The organism is Microbacterium rhizosphaerae (genome assembly GCF_034120055.1).
GTDB lineage: Bacteria > Actinomycetota > Actinomycetes > Actinomycetales > Microbacteriaceae > Microbacterium > Microbacterium rhizosphaerae.
Window position 1 is genome coordinate 56,553 of record NZ_CP139368.1, and the last position, 19,576, is coordinate 76,128.

20 protein-coding genes are annotated in these 19,576 nt (G+C 69.7%); 2 read left to right on the plus strand and 18 right to left on the minus strand.

Annotation, left to right across the window (positions count from 1 at the left end; translation table 11 throughout):
* Positions 1 to 32: 32 nt before the first annotated feature.
* Genes SM116_RS00285 through SM116_RS00295 form a run of 3 tightly spaced genes read right to left on the minus strand, consistent with a single transcriptional unit; the run spans position 33 to position 3,932 of the window.
* Positions 33 to 1,109, minus strand: a complete 1,077-nt coding sequence (locus SM116_RS00285; RefSeq protein ID WP_320942475.1) for a glycosyltransferase family 4 protein — start codon at positions 1,107 to 1,109, stop codon at positions 33 to 35.
* Entirely contained in the window at positions 1,106 to 2,179 is a 1,074-nt protein-coding gene (locus SM116_RS00290; protein ID WP_320942476.1) for a glycosyltransferase WbsX family protein, read from the minus strand. The genes SM116_RS00285 and SM116_RS00290 overlap by 4 nt, the downstream gene beginning before the upstream one ends.
* 1 nt (position 2,180) lies before the next feature.
* Entirely contained in the window at positions 2,181 to 3,932 is a 1,752-nt protein-coding gene (locus tag SM116_RS00295) for a tyrosine-protein kinase domain-containing protein (protein ID WP_320942477.1), read from the minus strand.
* Between the two features lie 45 nt (positions 3,933 to 3,977).
* Here SM116_RS00295 and SM116_RS00300 point away from each other — a divergent pair, with 45 nt between their 5' ends.
* The gene (locus tag SM116_RS00300) at positions 3,978 to 5,120 is read left to right on the plus strand and encodes a hypothetical protein (RefSeq protein ID WP_320942478.1); all 1,143 of its coding nucleotides are present in this window, start codon (positions 3,978 to 3,980) and stop codon (positions 5,118 to 5,120) included.
* Here the strand turns inward: SM116_RS00300 and SM116_RS00305 are convergent.
* The 5 genes from SM116_RS00305 to SM116_RS00325 form a co-directional block, all read right to left on the minus strand.
* Positions 5,110 to 6,450, minus strand: a complete 1,341-nt coding sequence (locus tag SM116_RS00305; protein ID WP_320942479.1) for an O-antigen ligase family protein — start codon at positions 6,448 to 6,450, stop codon at positions 5,110 to 5,112. The two genes, SM116_RS00300 and SM116_RS00305, sit on opposite strands and share 11 nt — an antisense overlap.
* A 32-nt stretch (positions 6,451 to 6,482) precedes the next feature.
* Complete coding sequence (locus SM116_RS00310) at positions 6,483 to 6,758, minus strand: PqqD family protein (protein ID WP_320942480.1); 276 nt, start codon at positions 6,756 to 6,758, stop codon at positions 6,483 to 6,485.
* Positions 6,755 to 7,624, minus strand: a complete 870-nt coding sequence (locus tag SM116_RS00315; protein WP_320942481.1) for a nucleotidyltransferase family protein — start codon at positions 7,622 to 7,624, stop codon at positions 6,755 to 6,757. Before SM116_RS00315 ends, SM116_RS00310 begins: the two co-directional genes overlap by 4 nt.
* Positions 7,625 to 7,646: 22 nt before the next feature.
* A complete protein-coding gene (gene cls, locus SM116_RS00320; protein WP_425563237.1) occupies positions 7,647 to 9,104 on the minus strand; it encodes a cardiolipin synthase in 1,458 nt (485 codons plus the stop codon).
* Positions 9,105 to 9,192: 88 nt separating this feature from the next.
* Positions 9,193 to 9,369, minus strand: a complete 177-nt coding sequence (locus tag SM116_RS00325) for a hypothetical protein (protein ID WP_320942483.1) — start codon at positions 9,367 to 9,369, stop codon at positions 9,193 to 9,195.
* Between the two features lie 121 nt (positions 9,370 to 9,490).
* Between SM116_RS00325 and SM116_RS00330 the strand changes: the two genes are divergently transcribed.
* On the plus strand, positions 9,491 to 10,654 hold the full coding sequence (locus SM116_RS00330; protein ID WP_320942484.1) for a DUF4192 family protein: 1,164 nt from the start codon (positions 9,491 to 9,493) through the stop codon (positions 10,652 to 10,654).
* Positions 10,655 to 10,673: 19 nt separating this feature from the next.
* Here SM116_RS00330 and SM116_RS00335 read toward each other — a convergent pair whose 3' ends face one another.
* The 10 genes from SM116_RS00335 to folP all read right to left on the minus strand — a co-directional run bounded on the left by SM116_RS00335 (position 10,674) and on the right by folP (position 19,576).
* Positions 10,674 to 11,786 carry an acyltransferase family protein gene (locus tag SM116_RS00335; protein ID WP_320942485.1) on the minus strand — a complete coding sequence of 371 codons (1,113 nt, stop codon included), beginning with the start codon at positions 11,784 to 11,786 and terminating at the stop codon, positions 10,674 to 10,676.
* Positions 11,787 to 11,863: 77 nt separating this feature from the next.
* Positions 11,864 to 13,393 carry a lysine--tRNA ligase gene (lysS, locus tag SM116_RS00340; protein ID WP_320942486.1) on the minus strand — a complete coding sequence of 510 codons (1,530 nt, stop codon included), beginning with the start codon at positions 13,391 to 13,393 and terminating at the stop codon, positions 11,864 to 11,866.
* Between the two features lie 91 nt (positions 13,394 to 13,484).
* Positions 13,485 to 14,330 (minus strand): 4-phosphopantoate--beta-alanine ligase, encoded by an 846-nt coding sequence (locus SM116_RS00345; RefSeq protein WP_320942487.1) that lies wholly within the window; start codon positions 14,328 to 14,330, stop codon positions 13,485 to 13,487.
* 27 nt (positions 14,331 to 14,357) lie between these two features.
* The gene (locus tag SM116_RS00350; protein WP_320942488.1) at positions 14,358 to 15,077 is read right to left on the minus strand and encodes a DUF2520 domain-containing protein; all 720 of its coding nucleotides are present in this window, start codon (positions 15,075 to 15,077) and stop codon (positions 14,358 to 14,360) included.
* Positions 15,074 to 16,663: a PH domain-containing protein gene (locus tag SM116_RS00355; RefSeq protein ID WP_320942489.1), complete on the minus strand. Its 1,590-nt coding sequence runs from the start codon at positions 16,661 to 16,663 to the stop codon at positions 15,074 to 15,076. The genes SM116_RS00350 and SM116_RS00355 overlap by 4 nt, the downstream gene beginning before the upstream one ends.
* Positions 16,663 to 17,301 carry a PH domain-containing protein gene (locus tag SM116_RS00360; RefSeq protein ID WP_320942490.1) on the minus strand — a complete coding sequence of 213 codons (639 nt, stop codon included), beginning with the start codon at positions 17,299 to 17,301 and terminating at the stop codon, positions 16,663 to 16,665. The genes SM116_RS00355 and SM116_RS00360 overlap by 1 nt, the downstream gene beginning before the upstream one ends.
* Positions 17,252 to 17,746, minus strand: a complete 495-nt coding sequence (locus SM116_RS00365; RefSeq protein WP_320942491.1) for a DUF3180 domain-containing protein — start codon at positions 17,744 to 17,746, stop codon at positions 17,252 to 17,254. Before SM116_RS00365 ends, SM116_RS00360 begins: the two co-directional genes overlap by 50 nt.
* Positions 17,743 to 18,354, minus strand: a complete 612-nt coding sequence (gene folK, locus SM116_RS00370; RefSeq protein ID WP_425563217.1) for a 2-amino-4-hydroxy-6-hydroxymethyldihydropteridine diphosphokinase — start codon at positions 18,352 to 18,354, stop codon at positions 17,743 to 17,745. Before folK ends, SM116_RS00365 begins: the two co-directional genes overlap by 4 nt.
* Positions 18,351 to 18,779, minus strand: a complete 429-nt coding sequence (gene folB / locus SM116_RS00375; RefSeq protein WP_320942492.1) for a dihydroneopterin aldolase — start codon at positions 18,777 to 18,779, stop codon at positions 18,351 to 18,353. The genes folK and folB overlap by 4 nt, the downstream gene beginning before the upstream one ends.
* Positions 18,776 to 19,576 (minus strand): dihydropteroate synthase, encoded by an 801-nt coding sequence (gene folP / locus SM116_RS00380; RefSeq protein WP_320944212.1) that lies wholly within the window; start codon positions 19,574 to 19,576, stop codon positions 18,776 to 18,778. The genes folB and folP overlap by 4 nt, the downstream gene beginning before the upstream one ends.

The following is a 19,576-nucleotide window of genomic DNA, read 5'->3' on the forward strand; positions in this document are numbered from 1 at the left end:
GCGCGCCGGTGTTCGGAGCCGGCGACAAGCCGTCACCGCTGCCCGAACTCATCGACGTCGTCACCCCCGCGGTACACATGTTCGTAGCGGTCGGCGACCGATCGCAGGTCGAACTCCTTCGCCCGCTCCAGCGAAGCCGTCGACAGGCGCTCGCGCCACGCCGCATCCGTCAGGAGCGCTCTGAGCTCCCCGCCCAGCTCATCGAGCTCCGCGACGACGCCGTAGCGGCCGCGATCCGTGACGTACCGGGCGCCGACGTTCGGCGTCGCGACCACAGGCACGCCGGCAGTCATCGCCTCGGCATAGGGGATGCCGAAGCCCTCGTAGCTCGACGGGAGGCAGAACACCCACGCGGTGCGGTACTCGTGCGCGAGCTCGGCGTCCGAAAGGCGACCCAGCGCCTCCACTCCCTCAGGAAGAGTGGACGGCGCATCCTGGGTCACCATCCGCAGGCGCGCGTCGGGAACACGAGGCCGCACCTCCTCCGAGAAGATTCGTGCCAGCTCCGATCCGCGCTTGCGCTGGCGCCAGGTTCCCACGAACAGGATCGTGGGCCGGCTCGAGCGCGGGGTGCCGTCGGGCGCGAAGCGCGCAGCATCCACCCCGTTCGGGATCACCGTGCGCACCCAGGGCGTCCAACGGCGTGTCTGCGGTGAGATCAGCACCGTCCGGTCCGCGACGATGGATGCCAGCACCTCAGTGAAGCCGAGCATGATCATGCGCAGCTTCTGGCCGAGGCCCCGGATGTGGATGGCCTCCTCGAAGCAGGAGCCGTGCAGCGTGCGCACGTGCATCGGGACGCGCCGGCGCCACATCCAGTAGTCCTCCCCGTGCGCGTGCAGGACGTCGTAGGACGAGAGGTCCTGACGTCGCATGACGAAGGCGAACCGGAACGTGCGCAGGCTCCCCGTCATCGGCAGGTGGACGTGGCCGTACAAGGCTCCTTCCACCGGCGCGCAGGGACTGAAGACATCCACGTGATGGCCTCGCCGGGCGAGCTCGTCGGCGAGCTCGTGCACTTGATAGCCCACCCCGATCTTGCTCTCGCTGGGCAGGTAGTACGAGATCATCGCGATCCGGAGCGGAGCGGATGCGGCATCCCGGTTCATGCGGTCAGGCCCGCTCTCAGGGCGCTCAACCAGCCGTGTCCGTGCCGGAGGTCGGGCTCCAGATGATTGCCCTCGGCCCACTCGTTCCACGACTTCACCCAGAGCAGACGCTCCTGCGCCGGACGGTCGGCGAGCAGTGCGACGGCAGCCTCGACGTTCCGCTGGAAGAGCGCGGGTGTGGCGCCGGTCACGGCGAGACCGCGCTTTCCCGAACGCGGTGTGTTGTCCCAGTTCGGATACACGCACGGCTGCACCCGGGCATCGCGCGGGAACGTGTCGACGATCGAGTCCGAGTACGGCCACACCTCGGGTCCGCCGCGCAGCTTGCGGCGAAGACGCATCCGCAAAGTCGTCGACGGATTCACATCGACGGGAAGCCGCATGTAGACGGATGCGTCGAACCCGTCGGCCGCCGCGGTGCTGTAGCGCGAGCCTCGGCCGAGCAGGTCGCTCGCCTCGGCGACCAGGTACAGGCCCTCCAGGCCGGCCGCACGGGCCATCGCCTGCCACCGGTCGACGAAGGCTGCGGGATCCGGAAGCTCCTCCGGCCGGAAGACGTAGAACACGGGCCTTCCGTCGACGCGCAGGTACCGCGCATCCCGGAATGCGGCCAGGATCGCGTCGAAATGCCGCTGGTCGTCCTCGGGACCCGGATAGCGCTGGTGTTTGAGCACCTTGTCGCCTGCGGCGTGCCAGACGCCCGTCCACGACTGGTTCGCCCAGGCGAGGCAGAACGACACCTCCGGCGAGCCGCTCTCGAGCACCTCGCGGAAAGGACGATCCAGGATGCGGTCGCCTTCGCCGAACCAGTAGTGCCAGTACGCGAAGGCCTCGATGCCATATTCTCTGGCCAGGTCGCTCTGCGCCTGACGCGTCTCCGGCACCCGCAGGTCGTAGAAGCCGAGGTCCGCGGGGAGCGTCGGCTGGACATGCCCGCGGAACAGCGGCCGCGCCTTGGCGGCATTGGTCCATTCGGTGAACCCGGGCCCCCACCACGCGTCGTTCTCCGGAATCGGGAAGAACTGCGGCAGGTAGAACGAGACGGCGCGGGCCTTCAGCTCGCCGGTCACCTCAGCCTCGTCGGGCCCGATGACGGCGGGGCGTAGGGTCGCCAGATGTCGGCGCAGCCGCTGAGGCGTCAGGGTTCAGCAGTGCGTCGAACGCGCGCAGGGAGTCGTCGAACGCGCTCATGGCCTCATCGTCGTAGTCGGATGCGTCTTCCGCATCATCCGCAGCGTCACCGCTCCCGGTCGCCGGCACCGTGACCGGAGCGTCGGCGTCGACAGGTGGTCCATCGACGGGAGGCTGCGCTTCTTCTTCCGCTTCCGCGGCGGGGACCGGAGTCTTCTGCGCAGGCTGCGTGGGAGCGATGCGTTGCCCGAGCCTGATGAGAGGTTCCGCTGCGTCGGCCGAGGGCGACTCGGGCGCCGGGGTCGGGGGCGTCGACGATCCGTACTGACGGCGGTACTCGTACGAGTACGGGGAGGCATCCACACCCTTCAACGGCACCTTGTTGAGGACGATGCCCAGGGCGCGCCCGCGTGCCTTCCGAAGCGTGTCGAGCGCCTTCTCGACGAGATCGTAGGTCGTCTTGCCGACACTGACGACGAGCAGCGCGCCATCGGCCTGGTGCGTCAGCACTGCGCCATCCGTGACCGGGATCAGAGGCGGCGCGTCGATGATCACCGTCGAGTGCTGTGCGAGGTCGCGCAGCAGTGCCTTCATCCGTGCCGAACCGAGCACCTCGCTCGGATTCGGCGGCGCGCCGCCCGCGGCGAGCACGTGGAGGTTCGGCGATTGAGGCGAGCGCTGCATGACGTCCGCAACCTCCGCGCGGCCGGCGAGTACGTCGCTGAGCCCTGCGCTGGCGACGACGCCCATGGTCTGCGCGACCTTGGAGCGACGCAGATCCCCATCCACGAGGGTCACCTGCGCCCCGTTCGCGGCGAGCGTCAGCGCGAGATTGCAGGCGATCGTCGATTTGCCGTCGCCGGGGAGCGGGCTCGTCACGACGATCGTGCGTGGAGGGTTGTCGACATCCATGAACTGCAGGTTCGTGCGAAGAGTCCGAACGGCTTCCGCGACGGCGAATCCGGGGCCGTCCCGGCTCGCCTCTGGATCGAAGAGGCGCATTTCGCTGTCCACCTGCCTGAGCAGCGGAATCGTCCCGACGACGGCGACGTCCGTCTTCTTCTCGACTTCGTCCGCCGCGCGCACGCGTCGATCCGACGCCGTCCGCATCAGCGCGAACGCGACGCCGAAGCCCAGTCCGATCACTCCACCCACCAGCAGGGCGGTGCGCACGTCCGGGAACAGAGGGGTGGTGGGCAGCGAGGCGGAGTCGCCGGGCTGGATGTTGACCGGCGCGGATCCTGCCGTGCCATTGCCGTAGAACTTGTCGATCGTGGCCGCCATCCCGCGGATCCATGATTCCGCGAGTGCACGCGCACCCGTCGGACTGGAGCCCTGAGCGACGATCTTCAGGATGGCGGTGCCCTGCGGATTGGACACCGCGACGCGGTTGACGAGCTGGTCGGGAGTCGTGTCGAGCTTCAGATCCCGGATGACGTACTGTGCGACGTCGCGCCAGGTGGCCATGTCGAGATACGACGCGACCTTCGACTGGGCCAGAGTGTCGCCGGCGCCGGTGAGCGTCTGCTGGTCTGCGGTCAGGTTGGCCTTGATGAGTCCGTTGGCGTCCGCCTCGTAGACGGGAGTCTGCAGCTTCGCCCAGCCGAATGCGACACCGACGCCGACCAGCACCATCATCAGGATCGCCAACCAATGGCGACGCAGGCCGCGCGCGTAGTCACGCAGCTCCATCCAAACCCCCCAGCCCCTGGCATCGTACCCGTTAGGCTTCCCGGTATGCCTGCCGCGCTCACGATACGTGTGCTCGACTCGATCATACGCATCGAATTCGAAGAGACGCTGAGCATCGAGGACATCGCCTATCTGACCGATCCGTGGGCATCTCTTCGCGTGGATGCGACGCACTGCGCGGACGCGACGGTGCTGGTCGCTCTCGGCGCACCGCCGTCTGCGCGTGCCGGGGGCGCGACGAAGGTCGTCGCGGGTCGCACCGTCGAGGAGGTGGCCGAATCCCTCTCTGCGGCGGTCACGCTCCTGGGAATCGCCCATCTGCATGGTCGCGCCATCCTCCTCCATGCCGCCGCGATCGCTCTTCCGGATGGACGCGTGATCGGGTTCATCGGCCCGAGCGGCCGCGGCAAGACGACGGCGTCGCGAGCGCTGGCCCAGACGTTCGGATACATCACCGACGAAACGCTGGCGATCCTCCCCGACCTCTCCGTCATCCCGTACCCGAAGCCCCTCTCGATCCTGACGGGCCAGCCGCCCAAGCAGTCGATCGGCCCGGAGCGCCTCGGCATGCTCCCGGTTCCCTCCGTTCCGCTGAGGTTGGCGGCGCTCGCGCTCCTCGACCGCCGCCCGCATGCGAACGCGAGCGTGGAGACCGTGGAACTCGCGGAGGCGATCCTGCGGATCGCACCCGAGTCGAGCTCGCTCGTCTCGCTGCCCCACCCGCTCGGCGATCTCGTCGACCTGATCCAGGCGACCGGCGGGGTGCGGCGCGTCCACTACAGTGATGCGTCCTCCCTGTCCGAGCTCGTGCCTCAGATCCTCGCTACGCAGCAACCTCCCGTCGACGGCGTCGAGACCGTCGCGCCGGATGACCTCGACCTCGCTCCCTACGCGGCGGCGGACGCATCCGGCAATCCCGACCGCGAAGGCCCGAGCCTCTACCGACGCGGCTCCTGGTCTGAGGCGCTCTGGATCGAGGATCGTGTGGCGGTGCACCGGGGGGTGCACGTGTATCTGCTCGACGGGCTCGGGCCTGCGCTGTGGCGGGCTGCGGATGGCCGAACACTCGCCTCCTTGAGCGCCGCCGTTCGGCGGGAGGTTCCGCCTCCACCCGATGTGGACGTCGATGCCGCGATCGCGAGTCAGGTGGCCGCGATGCTGGATGCAGGGATCCTCATCAAGGAGTGACGGCGCGAGCCGCGGCGTGTCGCCGTTCCAGTGGCCCTCGAGCAGCGGCATGCGCCTGCATGCCGAGGCAGATGCCGGCGATCACGACCGGGATCGACACCTGGCCCGCGACCCAGAACAGGTCGAACTGGGCCTGGACGAGTCGGCTCAGCACCACGGCGAACGCGAGCGTTCCGTAGAGCGGGTCGACCTTCCACAGCACCACCATCATGCCCACGCACATCACGAGGAACGCGACGAGGCCGAGGATGCCCGTCGACACCAGGACCTCGATCTCGCCTTGCGGTGGCTGGTAATCGGCCCACCCGCCCTGGTACCAGAATCGCAGCCCGTGCCCGAAGATCGGCGCCAGCTTCCAGTACGCATACATCGCGCGCATCCACTCGAGACGCTGGTGGGCCGAGTTGAAGACGTTGTCGGAGCTGATCTGGTCGAGGACCATCAGCAGGATGAGCCAGGCGCCCGGAATGAGCAGCAGGAGCACGAACCGCGAGTGCTTGACACCCCCCGACCCCTTGCGCAGGGCGACGACGAGGATCGCGACGATCAGACCGACGAGCGCTTGTCGTGATTGGGTGAGAACGATTCCGACGCACAGCAACCAGAAGCTCGCCCGAGCCCAGGTGATCGACCACGACATCCACCCCGGGTTGGCGTAGGCGATCACGGCGGCGAACGCCATCACGGTTCCGGCGAAGTTCTTCTGCATGCCGAACGGCCACAGGGGATAGACAGGGCCGAAATCGCCGTGGGCGTATTGGACGACGCCGGTGACGATCGTGCCCAGGGAGATCACGGATGCAGCCCCGACCATGAGCAGCAGCGCGAGTCTGGCGTAGCCGGCGCGACCCAGCGACCATCCGACGATCAGCGCTCCGGAGATCAGCAGCCATGCATGGAACCACTCGACGGTGTTCGCGAGATACGGGTTGACGATGACCGTGAGCAGAGTCGCGAACTGATACACGAGGTTGAGCCAGAGAATCTGGCGAACCGGGCGGCTGAAGGGTCGTTGCCCGAGCAGGATGGCGGTGCCGAAGGCCGCGGCGAGCGCGACATCCGACACCGACAGGTCGGTCCCGCCCATGCCGGCGCGCGACGAGACGAACAGAGCGGGCATTGCCATCAGGGCGATCGCGAGCGGGATGCGGGGAGTCAGAGCGGCTGCGATGACCAGGCCGGCGAGAGCGGCAGCCGTCACGAGGCCCTGCTGGCTGTGCTGCCCGAGCAGGACGTAGACGGCGATCGCCGCGCCGGCCGCCATGAGCACCCAGCGCCAGGCGCCGGCCCACCAGGCGAGAAGGCGCTCGCGCAGGACGCTCATCTGCATCGTCGCGCTCCCCTCAGCCGATGCGTGACTCTCTAGTATCGCTCCTGGGCCTGGGATGTCAGGAGGCCCTGATCGATCAGAGATGCGAGGAATCGGTCGACGTCCTCCGCGATCTGCGCGGTGGGCACGCCGACTGCGGCGGCGACACGATCCGCAGGCGGCCCCTCTGCCCCGTCGACCGACGTCGTCCAGATGATGGCGGCCGTCCCGCTGAGGCGGAGGATCGGGCCGTCCGGCAGCCGCGCCAGGTAGATGTCATCACCTGCTCGCACGACGCCGACGCGATCAGGAACGCGATAGCTGATCACGACCGGCTCGTCGACCTGGATGCCAGTTCCCGCAGCGCGCGCGCCGGTCGCGCGAAGAAGGCACGCATGATCTCGCGCCGCGTCGGACGTCGTCCCAGCTCATGCTGCAGGCGTTCGACGTTGACGAGCGGCGCGCGTGCGGCGATCATCACCGCCGACGACACACTGTCCGCCGCACGGATGCGCCCCCACCACTCCGCGCCTCGGGATCCGCCACGGGTGATGGCGCGCCACAACGCGTAGTCCGGGGCGCCGCGGTAGGAGTCCAGGTCTCCCGTCGCCGCCGCGAAAGCGACTCGTGCGCGCAGCAGGTCGATGCGCGCTTCGACCGCCGAACGGTCGAGGCCCGGCGCATCGACCCATGTTCGCAGCGGGTCGGCGGCAGGCGCAGCGCTGCGCGCCGAGTTCAGCACGAGCAGCGCGGCCTGGTCCTCGATCGACGGCGCGCTGCCGACGCCGGCGGCGAGACGTATCGGATGCCGGTCGGCCCACATCAGATCGAAGGCCGCGGAAGGCTCCAGCCGTATGCCGGGAAACAGGCGGTGCAGATCGAAGTATCCCCAGATCTCGTGGAGGTACGTCTGGGCGTGCCCGAACGGGGACCCGAAGGCGAAGCTGCTGTACACCGTCCACCCGTGCGCGCGAAGAGCCGCATCGAGACGCGAGACGTGCGAGGGTCGTACGATCGCATCGACGTCTGTGCCCGGCGCCGTGACGGGGCGTAGGCGCGGATCGACGGCGTCTCCCTTGATGTGGAGGATGTCTGCACGCGCCTCCTCTGCGATCAGCTGGATCGCCGGACGTGCGAGCGTGACCCGGACGCCGAGCGGCACCGTGACCACCGCCCCGTCTGTCGGATCGCTCACCGGGCAAGCCTAACGTCGGGCCTCACTGCAGCGCCGACGTCAGGCGGGCGAGGTTGTCGAGCACGGTCGATCGCAGGGGCTGCTGCGTCCATTCGTCCAGCGTCAGTTCGCGGCTGACGCGCCGGTACTTGTCCTCGACGCCGCGCAGCTCCTCGACGAACTCGGTGCCGCGCACGAGCATCGAGATCTCCATGTTCAGACCGAACGAGCGCATGTCCATGTTGCTGGAGCCGAAGATCGCGATCTCGTCGTCGATCGACATGGACTTCGAGTGCAGGATGTACGGCTTCTTGTACATCCAGATCTTCACGCCCGCGCGCAGCAGGACCTCGTAGTAGGAGCGCTGCGCGTGGTAGACGATCGCCTGGTCGCCCTCCTCCGACACGAAGAGCTCGACCTGCAGGCCGCGGTGGCATGCCGTCGTGATCGCGAGCAGCAGTGCCTCGTCCGGGACGAAGTACGGGCTGACGACGATGACCTTGCGCTGCGCGGAGTGCATGAGGCCGAGGAACAGTCGGAGGTTGTTCTCGAAATCGAACCCCGGGCCGGACGGCACGATCTGGCAGTCGAGGTCGCCGGGTCCCGTCGAGACCGAGAACAGGTCGCGCTCGGTCTCGATGACCTCGTCGGTCTCGCTGTACCAGTCACTCAGGAAGACCGCATCGATGGATGCCACGACCGGGCCCTCCATGCGCGCCATGAGGTCGACCCAGTGCAGGCCGCGCTTGATGTTCTTCCGCAGGTTGTACGTGGAGTCGGTCACGTTCTGCGAGCCCATGAAGGCGACGAGTCCGTCGACGACCAGCAGCTTGCGGTGGTTGCGCAGGTCGGGCCGCTGATAACGGCCCTTGAAGGGCTGCACGGGCAGCATCAGATGCCACTCGGCGCCCATCGCCGTCAACCGCTTGAGTGTGCGCTTGTAGTACGGCTTGCCGCGGTTCGCCCAGTGGTCGAGCAGCACCCGCACCCGCACGCCGCGTGCCGCCGCGCGCTCGAGGGCGCTGAAGAACCCTTCGGTCGATTCATCGGCCTGCAGGATGTAGAACTCGCAGTGCACGAAGGACTGCGCCCGATCGATCTCCGCGGCCATCGCATCGAGGCTCTCCTGGTACTCGGAGATGAGGTGCGCGGAGTTGTCGCCCGTGATCGGCATGGCGCCGAGGTTGCGGTTCAGCGTCACGAGCGAGGTGAACCACTCCGGCGCGTTCGGGCGCAGCGTGCCGAAGGCGAGCTGCTCGCTCGTCTCGCGGATGTAGTCGTTGATCGCGCGCTGCTTGCGGCGGCGCTTGCGGGGCAGGCGCGGATTGCCGATCAGCAGGAACAACAGGACGCCGATCAGCGGGATGAAGTAGATCGCCAGCAGCCACGCGGTGGCCGATCCGGGGCGACGATTGCGCGGGACGACGATGATCGCCGCGATGCGGACCACCATGTCGAAGATGAAGACGAGCACGAGCCACCACGTCGCCGAGAACGTGATCGTCAGCACCCGCGCCTCCCCTGGACAGTTCCTCCAGCGTAGTGGGGGCGCCCCGCGCGGGCGTGGTCAGGGAGTCTGCATCCGCAGATCAGCGCTCGGATGCCGCGGGCATGCCCCGCTTGGCGCGCTCCTCGGCCTCGATCTTGGCGTAGACCTTGCGCTCGGTGCGGTCTGCGCGGACGGCCGAGCGGATCACGAAGAAGAACAGGGCGCTCACGATGAGGGTCGGCGCGATCGACCACACGATGGCTTCCCAGTAGTTCATGCGATCCATGGTACGCCCGGCTCATCCGGCGTTTCCTCCACGTCGGGCCTTCACACGATCGACACCCACGGCAGGTCGCACCGCTCGTTCCGGCGCATCCATCGCCGTCAGGCTCGAGCCCATGACCACGATCGTCCGCGCACACAGCCCCGCGCACTTCCTCACCCTCGTCCCCGACATGCTCGGCTTCACTCCGCGCGAGAGCCTCGTGCTCGTCCCCTTCGAACGGGGACGCAGCCTCGGCGCGATGCGGTTCGACCTGCCGCACGGCGCGCATGCCGGCGACGCCGGGCGCAGCGAGGTGGACCGCATCGCCGCCACGTGCATCGGCATGGTGTGCAAGGTGTCGCGGGCGGACGCCTTCACGATCGTCGTCTGCACCGACGAGAGCTACGCCGCCGGCGCACCGCAGGCCGCGCTCGCCGCCGCCCTGCTGTCGCGGGCCGATGCGTGCGGGCTCCGGGTCGTCGACGCGCTGTGCGTCGCGTCCGATGCCTGGGGGTCGTACCTCGACGCCGATTGCCCGGAGCGCGGGCGGCCGCTCTCGGACCTGGGCAGGGACCCGGACGCCGCGCCGAATCCCGATCAATCCGCCGGCGCGCAGCTGCCGGCATCCGACCTCGCCGAACGCGAACGCGTCGCGCGGGCCCTGAAGAGCCTCGCCCAGGCCGTCCGCCTGGTCACCGACCGGCCCGACGACGCCGACGGGCGCATCGATCCCGCCGCTCTCACCGCCGTCTGCGCGCTCAACGACATCCCGCTGCTGTTCGAGACGGCTCTGGACTGGGATGCGGCATCCCTCGACGCGTTCGATGCGGCGACCATGATCTACTGCCTCTCGCGGCCGACGCTCCGGGACGTCGCCCTCATCCAGTGGTGCGACGACCTCGCGGCGGGCGACCGGGCTCTCGACGCCCAGCTCGAGTGGGAGGACGGCGAGGACTACCCGACCGACCTCGCGTGCCGCATGTGGGGCGAGGGGCGACGACCGTCGGGCGAGCGCCTGCGGGCGGCGCTGGATCTCGTGCGCCGGCTCGCCGCCGTCGCTCCGCGACACGACCGACCGGGAGCGCTCGCCGTCTGCGCCTGGCTGTCGTGGGCGCTGGGCAGCTCCACGCACGCAGAGGTGTACAGCCGTCAGGCGCTCGAGATCGAGCAGGAGCACGGACTCGCGGAGATCGTGCTCACCTTCGTGATGAACACGCACCTGCCGGAATGGGCCTTCGATCCGGACGCATCCCGTCGCCCGGCGGCGAGAGACCGTCCGGCGCACCTCGATCTCTGACGCGAGGTGCAGCCTTCTCTCACGACTCGACGGCTTCGGTCGGGCTGACCCGCGGAGTGACATTCGGGAAGCGCCGCCGCCCGGCCCGGTGACTGGGGAGTTCGACATACCTGAACAGCACCATCGCCGCGAGCGTGGTGACTGCGAAGCAGACGAGCCCGCCCAGGATGAGCGGTGCGATCCATCGCCCGGGGATCAGTGCCACGATCGGAGCGAACAAGAGCAGCGCGGGCTGATGGAGGAGATAGAAGCTGTAGGAACGCGCTCCGAAGGCCTCGAGCTGCGTCACCACGTGTCCACTCTGGCCCCGAACACTGATCAACATCACGAGAGATGCTCCGCACGCGCCCCAGAGGACGAGCTGCACGGCGCCGAAGGCATGGAACGTGAGAGCGGCCGCCGCAAGCGCACCGAACAAGGCGGCGGCCAAGGCGCTCGTACGAGCGCGCGGAGGACGCCCGCGCGTCACCCAGACCGCGCATCCCATTCCCATCGTGAATTGGATCAGGCGCGCCGGGAGAGCGTGCGGGTCGCCGACGTAGGCGCTGAGCGCATCCACTCCTCCGAGCAGACCCCAAACCACCGCGAGAGCGAGTGCAATCACCAGCAGCCACCAGATGCCGAGGCGCCGCCAGAGGAGGATGAGCAGCGGAAAGACGATGTAGAGCTGGATCTCGAGCGAGACGCTCCACAGCGAGCCGTTGATGGTGCCCAGCGTGCTGGGTACCCATGTCTGCATGCCGACGACGTGAATCAAGACGTCTGCGAACGTTGCGGGCGCGGCGACGACCAGCGCCCACGTTGCCGGGAGGACTGCGAGCACGCTCGCGATGGCGAGGGCGACCCAGTACGCCGGAAGGATGCGCCACGCCCGGCGTCCGTAGAACTGGCCGGTGTTCAGGCGCCCGTGCGAGAACACGACGGGCATCATCAGACAGAAGCCCGAGATCACGATGAAGACATCGACGCCTTGAGCTCCCCAGGACATGACGCGCGACAGCACGTGCGGGATCGCCAGAAAGGACCAGTACTGCGCGCTGTGGCAGACGAAGACGGCCGCTGCGGCAAGTCCTCGTAACGTGTCGATTCCGGCCAGTCGTGAAACCCTGGTGGCACCGCGATTACCACCCACGTGGTCCCCCGTCATCTCAGCGACACCCGACCCGGCTCGCCCTGATGCCCGGTCGGTTGAAGGCCACCGTATCGCTGCTACTTGACGAGCGGGAAGAGGATCGTCTCGCGGATCCCGAGCCCCGTGATGGCCATCATGAGCCGGTCGATGCCCATGCCCATACCGCCCGAGGGCGGCATGCCGTGCTCGAGGGCGCGCAGGAAGTCCTGGTCGATTCGCATCGCCTCGTCGTCGCCGCGCGCGGCGAGCTTGGCCTGCTCTTCGAAGCGCTCGCGCTGGATGACGGGATCCACGAGCTCCGAGTACCCGGTCGCGAGCTCGAAGCCGCGGACGTACAGGTCCCACTTCTCGACGACGCCGGCGATGGATCGGTGGTCGCGCACGAGCGGGCTCGTGTCGACGGGGAAGTCCATGACGAACGTCGGACGCGTGAGACCGCCCTTGACGAAGTGCTCCCACAGCTCCTCGACCCACTTGCCGTGGGTGGCGTGGGGCGGCGCGTCGACGCCGTTGGCGGCGCCGAGCGCCGCGAGCTCCTCGACCGAGGTCTGGGGCGTGACCTCACGGCCCGCCGCCGCGGACAGCGAGCCGTACATCGAGATGCGGTCCCAATCGCCGCCGAGGTCGTACATCGTGCCGTCGGCCCACGTGACGGTGGTCGAGCCGGTGACGGCGATCGCGGCGTTCTGGATGAGCTCCTGCGTGAGGTCGGCGATCCCGTTGTAGTCGCTGTACGCCTGGTAGGCCTCAAGCATCGCGAACTCGGGGCTGTGGGTCGAGTCGGCCCCCTCGTTGCGGAAGTTCCGGTTGATCTCGAACACGCGGTCGATGCCGCCGACGACGGCGCGCTTGAGGAAGAGTTCCGGAGCGATGCGCATGTACAGCTCGGTGTCGAACGCGTTCGACTGCGTGACGAACGGGCGAGCGGATGCGCCGCCCGGCTGCGTCTGCAGCATCGGCGTCTCCACCTCGACGAAGTCGTGCGCCTCGAACGTGCGGCGCAGGCTCGCGTTGACCTTCGCGCGGGCGCGCACCGTCTGGCGGGCCTGGTCGCGCACGATGAGGTCGAGGAAGCGGCTGCGGACCCGGCTCTCCTCGTTGAGCTCGGTGTACATGTTCGGCAGGGGGAGCAGCGCCTTGGCGGCGATCGCCCAGTCGGACACCATGATCGACAGCTCGCCGCGGCGGCTGGAGATCACCTCGCCGCGCACGAACACGTGGTCGCCGAGGTCGACGAGCTCCTTCCAGGCCTGCAGCGACTCCTCGCCGACGGCGGCGAGCGAGACCATCGCCTGGATGCGCTGGCCATCGCCGGACTGGAGGGAGGCGAAGCACAGCTTGCCGGTGTTCCGGCTGAACACGATGCGGCCGGCGACGGCCGCCGTGACGCCGGTCTGCGCCCCGGCCTCGAGGTCGGCGAACCGCTCGCGCAGCGCGGGGATCGTGTCGGTCACGCCCACGCTGACGGGGTACGCGCCGCCCGCGGCATCCGTCCGCTCGGCGATCAGTCGCTCGCGCTTGGCGAGGCGCACGGCCTTCTGCTCGAAGACATCCTCTTCCGTCGGCTCGGCGGGCACGGCGTCGGCGGACGCTGTCGTATCGGTCATGTCAGCAGGCTCCTCGGGAAAGTCGTCGCCCAGTTTATCGGCGCGCTCCTCCGCAGTTGCTGGGCCTCAGCGCCGCGCGAGCGTCGACGGCTCACCCGAGCAGGACGGGCGTGTTGTCGACGAAGCGGTGACCGCCGATCGTGCCCGCGATCAGCGCGAGCGCCGGGCCCGTGCGGTTCTCGTCGGCGGGAAGGAACGTGTCGGGGTCGACGATGCTGAGGTACTCCAGGCGCACCCGCGGCTCGCCCATGAGCGTCGACTGTGCGGCGGCGATGCAGGCGTCGACGCCACGATCGGCGTTCGCGGCCGCGGCGTCGAGCGCCTCCGTCAGCTTGCGTGCGGCCGCGCGGTCCGCCTCGTCGAGGAGGGCGAGACGCGTCGAGATCGGCACGCCGTCGTCTTCACGCACGGTCGGGATGGCCTCGATCTCGACGTCGAGGAAGAGGTCCCGCACCATCCGGCGCACCAGGAAGACACGCTGGCGGTCGCGCTCCCCGTACACCGCCACGTCCGGCTTGACGATGTTCAGCAGCATCGCCTCGATCGTGAGAAGAGCATCGAAGTAGGTCGCCCGGGCACTCCCCTCGTACCGCAGGCCCAGATCTCCCGCCGAGACCTTTGTCGTATCGGCTCCGCGCGGCAGGAGCTCGGCCGCATCCGGACCGAACACGACATCGACACCGAGCGACTCGAGCAGGCGCTCGTCGTCGTCCGGAGTGCGCGGATAAGCCTCGAGCTCAGCAGCGTTGCGGAACCGGAGCGGGTTCGCGAAGACCGTCACCGCGACGACGTCCGCCAGCTCCTTCGCGCGGTGCACCAGGTCGATGTGCCCGTCGTGCAGCGATCCCAGCGTCGTGATGTGCGCGACGCGCACACCGGGAGCCGCCGAACGGATGGTGTCCAGCCGGGCGCGCAGCGCATCGACGGTCGTGATCATCTTTGGAGCGTAGCGGCCCCGCGGACCTCAGCCGTCCAGCTCGTCGGGCTCGATCCGGTCGACCTCGGAGAGCGGATCCGCGTCGCGGAGGGCGAGATCGACCGTGGCGTGCACGAGGGTCGACAGGTAGGAGCCCGGCTGTGCGACCCCGGCCTGCCGCAGGAGGCCTGCGGCCTGGCGCACGATCGAGCGCGAGAAGGTGGTCGCCGTCGCAATGGCCTCCGCGTACGCGGGCCGGTCGGCATCCGCCACCACGATGGGCTCGCACCCCATCTCCACCGCGAGCGCCTGCGCGATCGGCAGGACCGGACCGGGCGCGGTGACGGCGGCGTAGGCGTCGCGGAGCATCCGCAGATCCATCGAGGTGCCCGTGAACGCGATCGCCGGATGCACCGCCAGCGGGATCGCCCCCCGCCGGGCGGCGGGCCCGAGCACGTCCAAGCCGTGGGCCGGGTCGGTGTGCATCACGAGCTGCCCGAGCTGCCACGCCTCGAGCTCCGCGAGTCCCGACACGAGTCCCGGCAGCTCGTCGTGCGGCACGGCGATGACGACGAGCTCGCTGCGCCGTACGATCTCCAGCGCATCGAGCACAGCCGCACCCGGGAGCACGGCGCCGGCCCGCTCGTCGTGCGAGCCGGTCGTGATACCGGTGATCGCGTGACCCGCGCCGGCGAGGGCGGCCCCGATCACGGGACCCACGCGGCCGGCGCCGATGATGCCGACACCGAGGCGTCCGTCGCGCTTCATACCGCGGCTCCGGCGACATCACCGGTCGTGCCTGCCCAGCGGTGGCTGCGATCGGTGGATGCGGCTGCCACCGCGGCGGCCTCGACATCCGCGAACGCTGCCAGCGCCGCATCCCGGTCGATCCCGGTGAGATGCCCGGAGACCCGGCCGGCCACCGTGTGCACGTGCAGGGATGCGACCCGGAACGCGCGGGCGATCGGCCCCTGCGCGACGCCGATGCTCTGGGTGCGGGCGAGCGGGAAGATCGCGAGCCGGCGGTGGAGCAGCCCGCGGCGCAGGAACAGCGCATCCGGCGTCAAGAGGAACCCGTTGCGACGCCACGACAGGAGGTGCAGCAGCCGCGCGCGGCGCGGCGTCGTCGTGTACGCGTCGTCGTCCGCGCCGAGGATTCCGTGGGCGAAGACCAGCGGCCACTCGTCCTCGGGGAGGCCGGGCAGCAGCAGGCGCAGCACGCGCTCGACATCGGCACGGGTGCCGACGGGCAGGACGCGGGTGGCCTCCTCCTCGGCGCGGCTGTCACTGCCCGCGCGGTGACCCGACAGGCGGTTGATCGTGATGCGCCACCAGCCCGCCGGGCGCCACAGCAGCGGCTGGGTGATCTGCACGGCGTGCACCCGTCCCGGCGGCAGGATCTCGGTGATCGTCGTGAAGAGGCCGAACGTGATGCGCACGCCGTCCGGCGTCGGCGCGATCGAGTAGCGCAGCGCGCGCGTGATGCGGCGCACCCAGTAGGTCCCGAAGCCGATCAGCGCCGGGATGAAGCTGACGAGCAGCCACGGCGTGCCCACGCTCGCGCCCCACACGATGAAGCCGAGCAGGACGAGGAGGATGAGCGTCGAGCGGCTCAGCAGATGGGATGCCACGAGCCGCCCCACCGGGATCGACACGACGGATGCGGGCTCCGCCACCGCGGCCTCCGGGCCCCACACCAGGCCGTCCAGCGCCGCGGAGACCGTCGCCGCCGCGGTGGAGGCGAGCGTGTGCGCCGGCTCACCGGCGGCCGCGGCCTTCGCCTCGGACTTCGCGAGCCGCAGCCCCGAGGCGAGGCGCAGGATGTCGGCGCGCACGGCCTCGGCGTTCGCCGTGGAGAGGTACTCGAGCTTGACGTTGGCGTCGGATCCCGCCCCGACCACCTCCAGCTTCGCCATGCCGCACAGGCGCGCGAACATCGGCCGGGTGAGGTTCACACCCTGTACGCGGTCCAGCGGTGCCCGGCGGTGACTGCGGAAGAGCACGCCGTGGCGCTCCTCGACGTGGTCGCCCGTGATGCGGAACGTGTGGAACCGCCACGACACGTAGAACAGTCCGATGAGCACCATCACGACGACGAGCACCGCGGTCAGGGCGAGGAGCACGAGATTGTGGCGCAGCACGAAGTCCACGGGATCGCCGGGCGCCTCCTCGGTGGGCACGTCGGGCGCCACCACGGGAAGGAAGAGCGCGATGAGTCGATCGCGCAGGTTCGAGATGACCAGACCGGCGACCACGACGAGCACCAGTCCCCCGCGGAAGAGCGGCGTGAGCGGGTGCATGCGGTGCCACTCGCCGTCGCTCAGCGGAGTGTGGGGAACCGGCTGGCGGGTCATCACAGACCGGTCCGGCGGGACTCCGCCACGCGGATGAGCGTGTCGCGCAGCTCCTCCGCCGCCTCCTGCGTCAGGCCGGGAAGCTCCACGCCGGTGGATGCTGCCGCGGTCACGAGCTTGAGCCGGGCGATGCCGAAGCCGCGGTCGAGCGGACCGTGCTCGATATCGACGAGCTGCATCCGTCCGTACGGCACGGCGACCGAGCGCTGCCACAGGATGCCGCGGCGGAAGACCAGGTCATCCTGACGCAGCTGATAGCCGAACGCGCGCACCTGCCGCGGCGCGACCGCGATCATGATCGCGACGACGAGAAGGGCGATGCCGGCGGGGATCCACACCCACGTCCAGCCCGCCAGGGCACCGAGGAGGATCGCGGCGACCGCGATGACGGCGAACAACCCGCCGAGCGTGATGAGCCGCACCCACATGTAGGAACGCGCGAGCTGGTGCCACACGCCGTCGCCGAGCGGGAGACGGGACGCCGAGCGCGGCTCGAGCACGCGGCGGAACGTGTCACGATCGAGCACGGACGCGGCGGCATCCGGACCGGTGTGGACGACCGGCGACGCCGCACCCGGGACCGCCGGCTCAGTGCCAGTGGGCGGGAGGCTCGGTGTCGTGGGCTCCGGGGTGCTCATCGTCGTCGCCGTCCTTCCGGATAGTGCAGAGGTGCTCCGCCACCAGGCCGGCAACGAGCAGGATGCCGCCGCACGCAGCCGTCGCGATGATGACGCCCCACGAGCCTACCGACGGCGTCACCGGACGGCTCGACAGGAAGAGCAGGAGCCCCACCGCGAATCCGCCGACAGCCGCGCCGACGATGCTCGAGGCCTTGGCGAGCATCGCGATCCGCAGTGCGCGGAACGGATTGACCCGGGCCTTCGACAGGCCGCGCGTGGCGCGCCGGATGGGGACCGCGAGCACGATGTCGACCGCTCCGAGCAGGATCAGCAGGATCGGCAGCGTGATCGTCGGCGTGAAGGTCGCCCGGCCGGCGGAGCTCAGGATCTGGTCGGTCAGGAACCCGGCGCCGATCCCGACGACGACGGCGATGATGAGCGGAGCGGCTCCCGTCCGCCTCATGCTCCGGCTCCCCTCGGCTGCTCGCCCGCCGCCGGTTCGCCCGGCGCCGGGGGCTCCGCGGCGCGGCGGGCGAGCAGAGCGTCGACGCGGCCGGATCCGGGGAGCACCGCATCCGGATCCACCGCCACCCACGGCTCGAGCACGAAGTCCCGCTCGGCGGCTCGCGGGTGCGGCAGTGTCAGGTCGGGGTCGTCACTGATGACGTCGCCGTACGCGATGAGGTCGAGGTCGAGTGTGCGCGAGCCCCAGCGGCCCTCCCTGGCGCGGTCGCGCCCGTGTCGCGCCTCGATCGTCTGCAGGTAGGACAGCAGCACCGTGGGCGCGAGGCGCGTCGCGACCAGAGCGACCGCATTGAGGTAGGGCGGGGCCGACTCGTCCGCACCGGTCGGTGTGATGGCGACCGACTCGATCGGGGTGGATGCCACGACCTCGTCGGTGAGCGGCATGCGGCGCAGCTCCTGCACCGCCGCGGCGAGCGTGGCCTCGCGGTCGCCCAGGTTCGCGCCGAGCGCCACGACTGCGGTCACCGGCTCCCGGTTCGACGGCGGAACGTCGCCGTCGAAGCCGTCGGCCAGCCGGCGATCCGGCCAGCGGAAGCCACCACTCACGCGGCGCTCCGTTCGATCGTGACCGAGACGTCGGAGAACGGGACCGTGATGGGCGCCTGCGGCTTGTGCACGGTCACCCGCACACGGTGGACGAGCGGCTCCGACAGCAGCGCGTCGGCGAGCAGCTGCGCGAGCCTCTCGAGGAGGTTGACGGGTTCGCCCTCGACGATCGCCACGATCCGCTCCGCGACCTCGCCGTAGTGCACGGTGTCGGTGACCTGATCGGTCTCGCCGGCGCGGCCGGTGTCGAGGAAGAGCGTCGCATCCACGACGAACTCCTGGCCCTCCCGGCGCTCGTGCTCGTATACGCCGTGGTGTCCGGTCGCCCGCACCCCGGTCAGGGTGATCTCGTCGTCCCCACGCCCACTCCACGTATCGCTGGCGCGATCCGCGGAGCCTCCGGGCGCGTGTGCCCCCGAGCTCATCGTCCCTCCCCCGCCCACAGCTGAGCGATGCGCAGGGCGTCGCGGGTCGCGGCGACATCGTGCACACGGACGGCCCAGGCGCCGGACTGAGCTGCGAGGACGCTCGTGACAGCGGTCGCGAGGTCGCGACGCTCGGTGGTCGGATCGGTTTCGGACACCTCGGCCAGGGCGTCGGTGAGGAATCGCTTGCGGCTCGTGCCCACGAGCAGGCGCGGGCCGAGCCGGGACAGGTCGGGAAGGCGTCGGAGCACGTCCCAATTCTGCCCGCCCCGCTTGCCGAATCCGATGCCGGGATCCACGATCATCCGCTCCTCCGGGATGCCGGCCGCGGCGGCATCCGTCATGCGGCGAGTGAGCTCCGCGACGACCTCGGCGATGATGTCCGCGTACTGCGCGTGCGCGTACATGTCGACCGACGGCCCGCGCCAGTGGCCGAGCGCGATCTCGGCGTCCGTACCGGCGACCGCGGGCAGCATCTCGGGGTCGGCGAGGCCGCCGGAGACATCGTTGACGATGCGGGCGCCGGCGGTGATCGCCGCGAGCGCCGTGGAGGCGTTCATCGTGTCGATGCTCACGACCGCGCCCCACTGTGCGAGGGCTTCGATCACGGGGATGACGCGCTCGCGCTCGACCTCCGGCGAGACGCGCTGCGCGCCGGGGCGCGTCGACTCTCCGCCGACGTCGAGGATGTCCGCGCCGTCGGCCAGGAGCTTGCGGCCGTGGCCGATGGCCGATTCATGATCGAGGTAGCGTCCGCCGTCGCTGAACGAGTCAGGGGTCACGTTGAGGATCCCCAT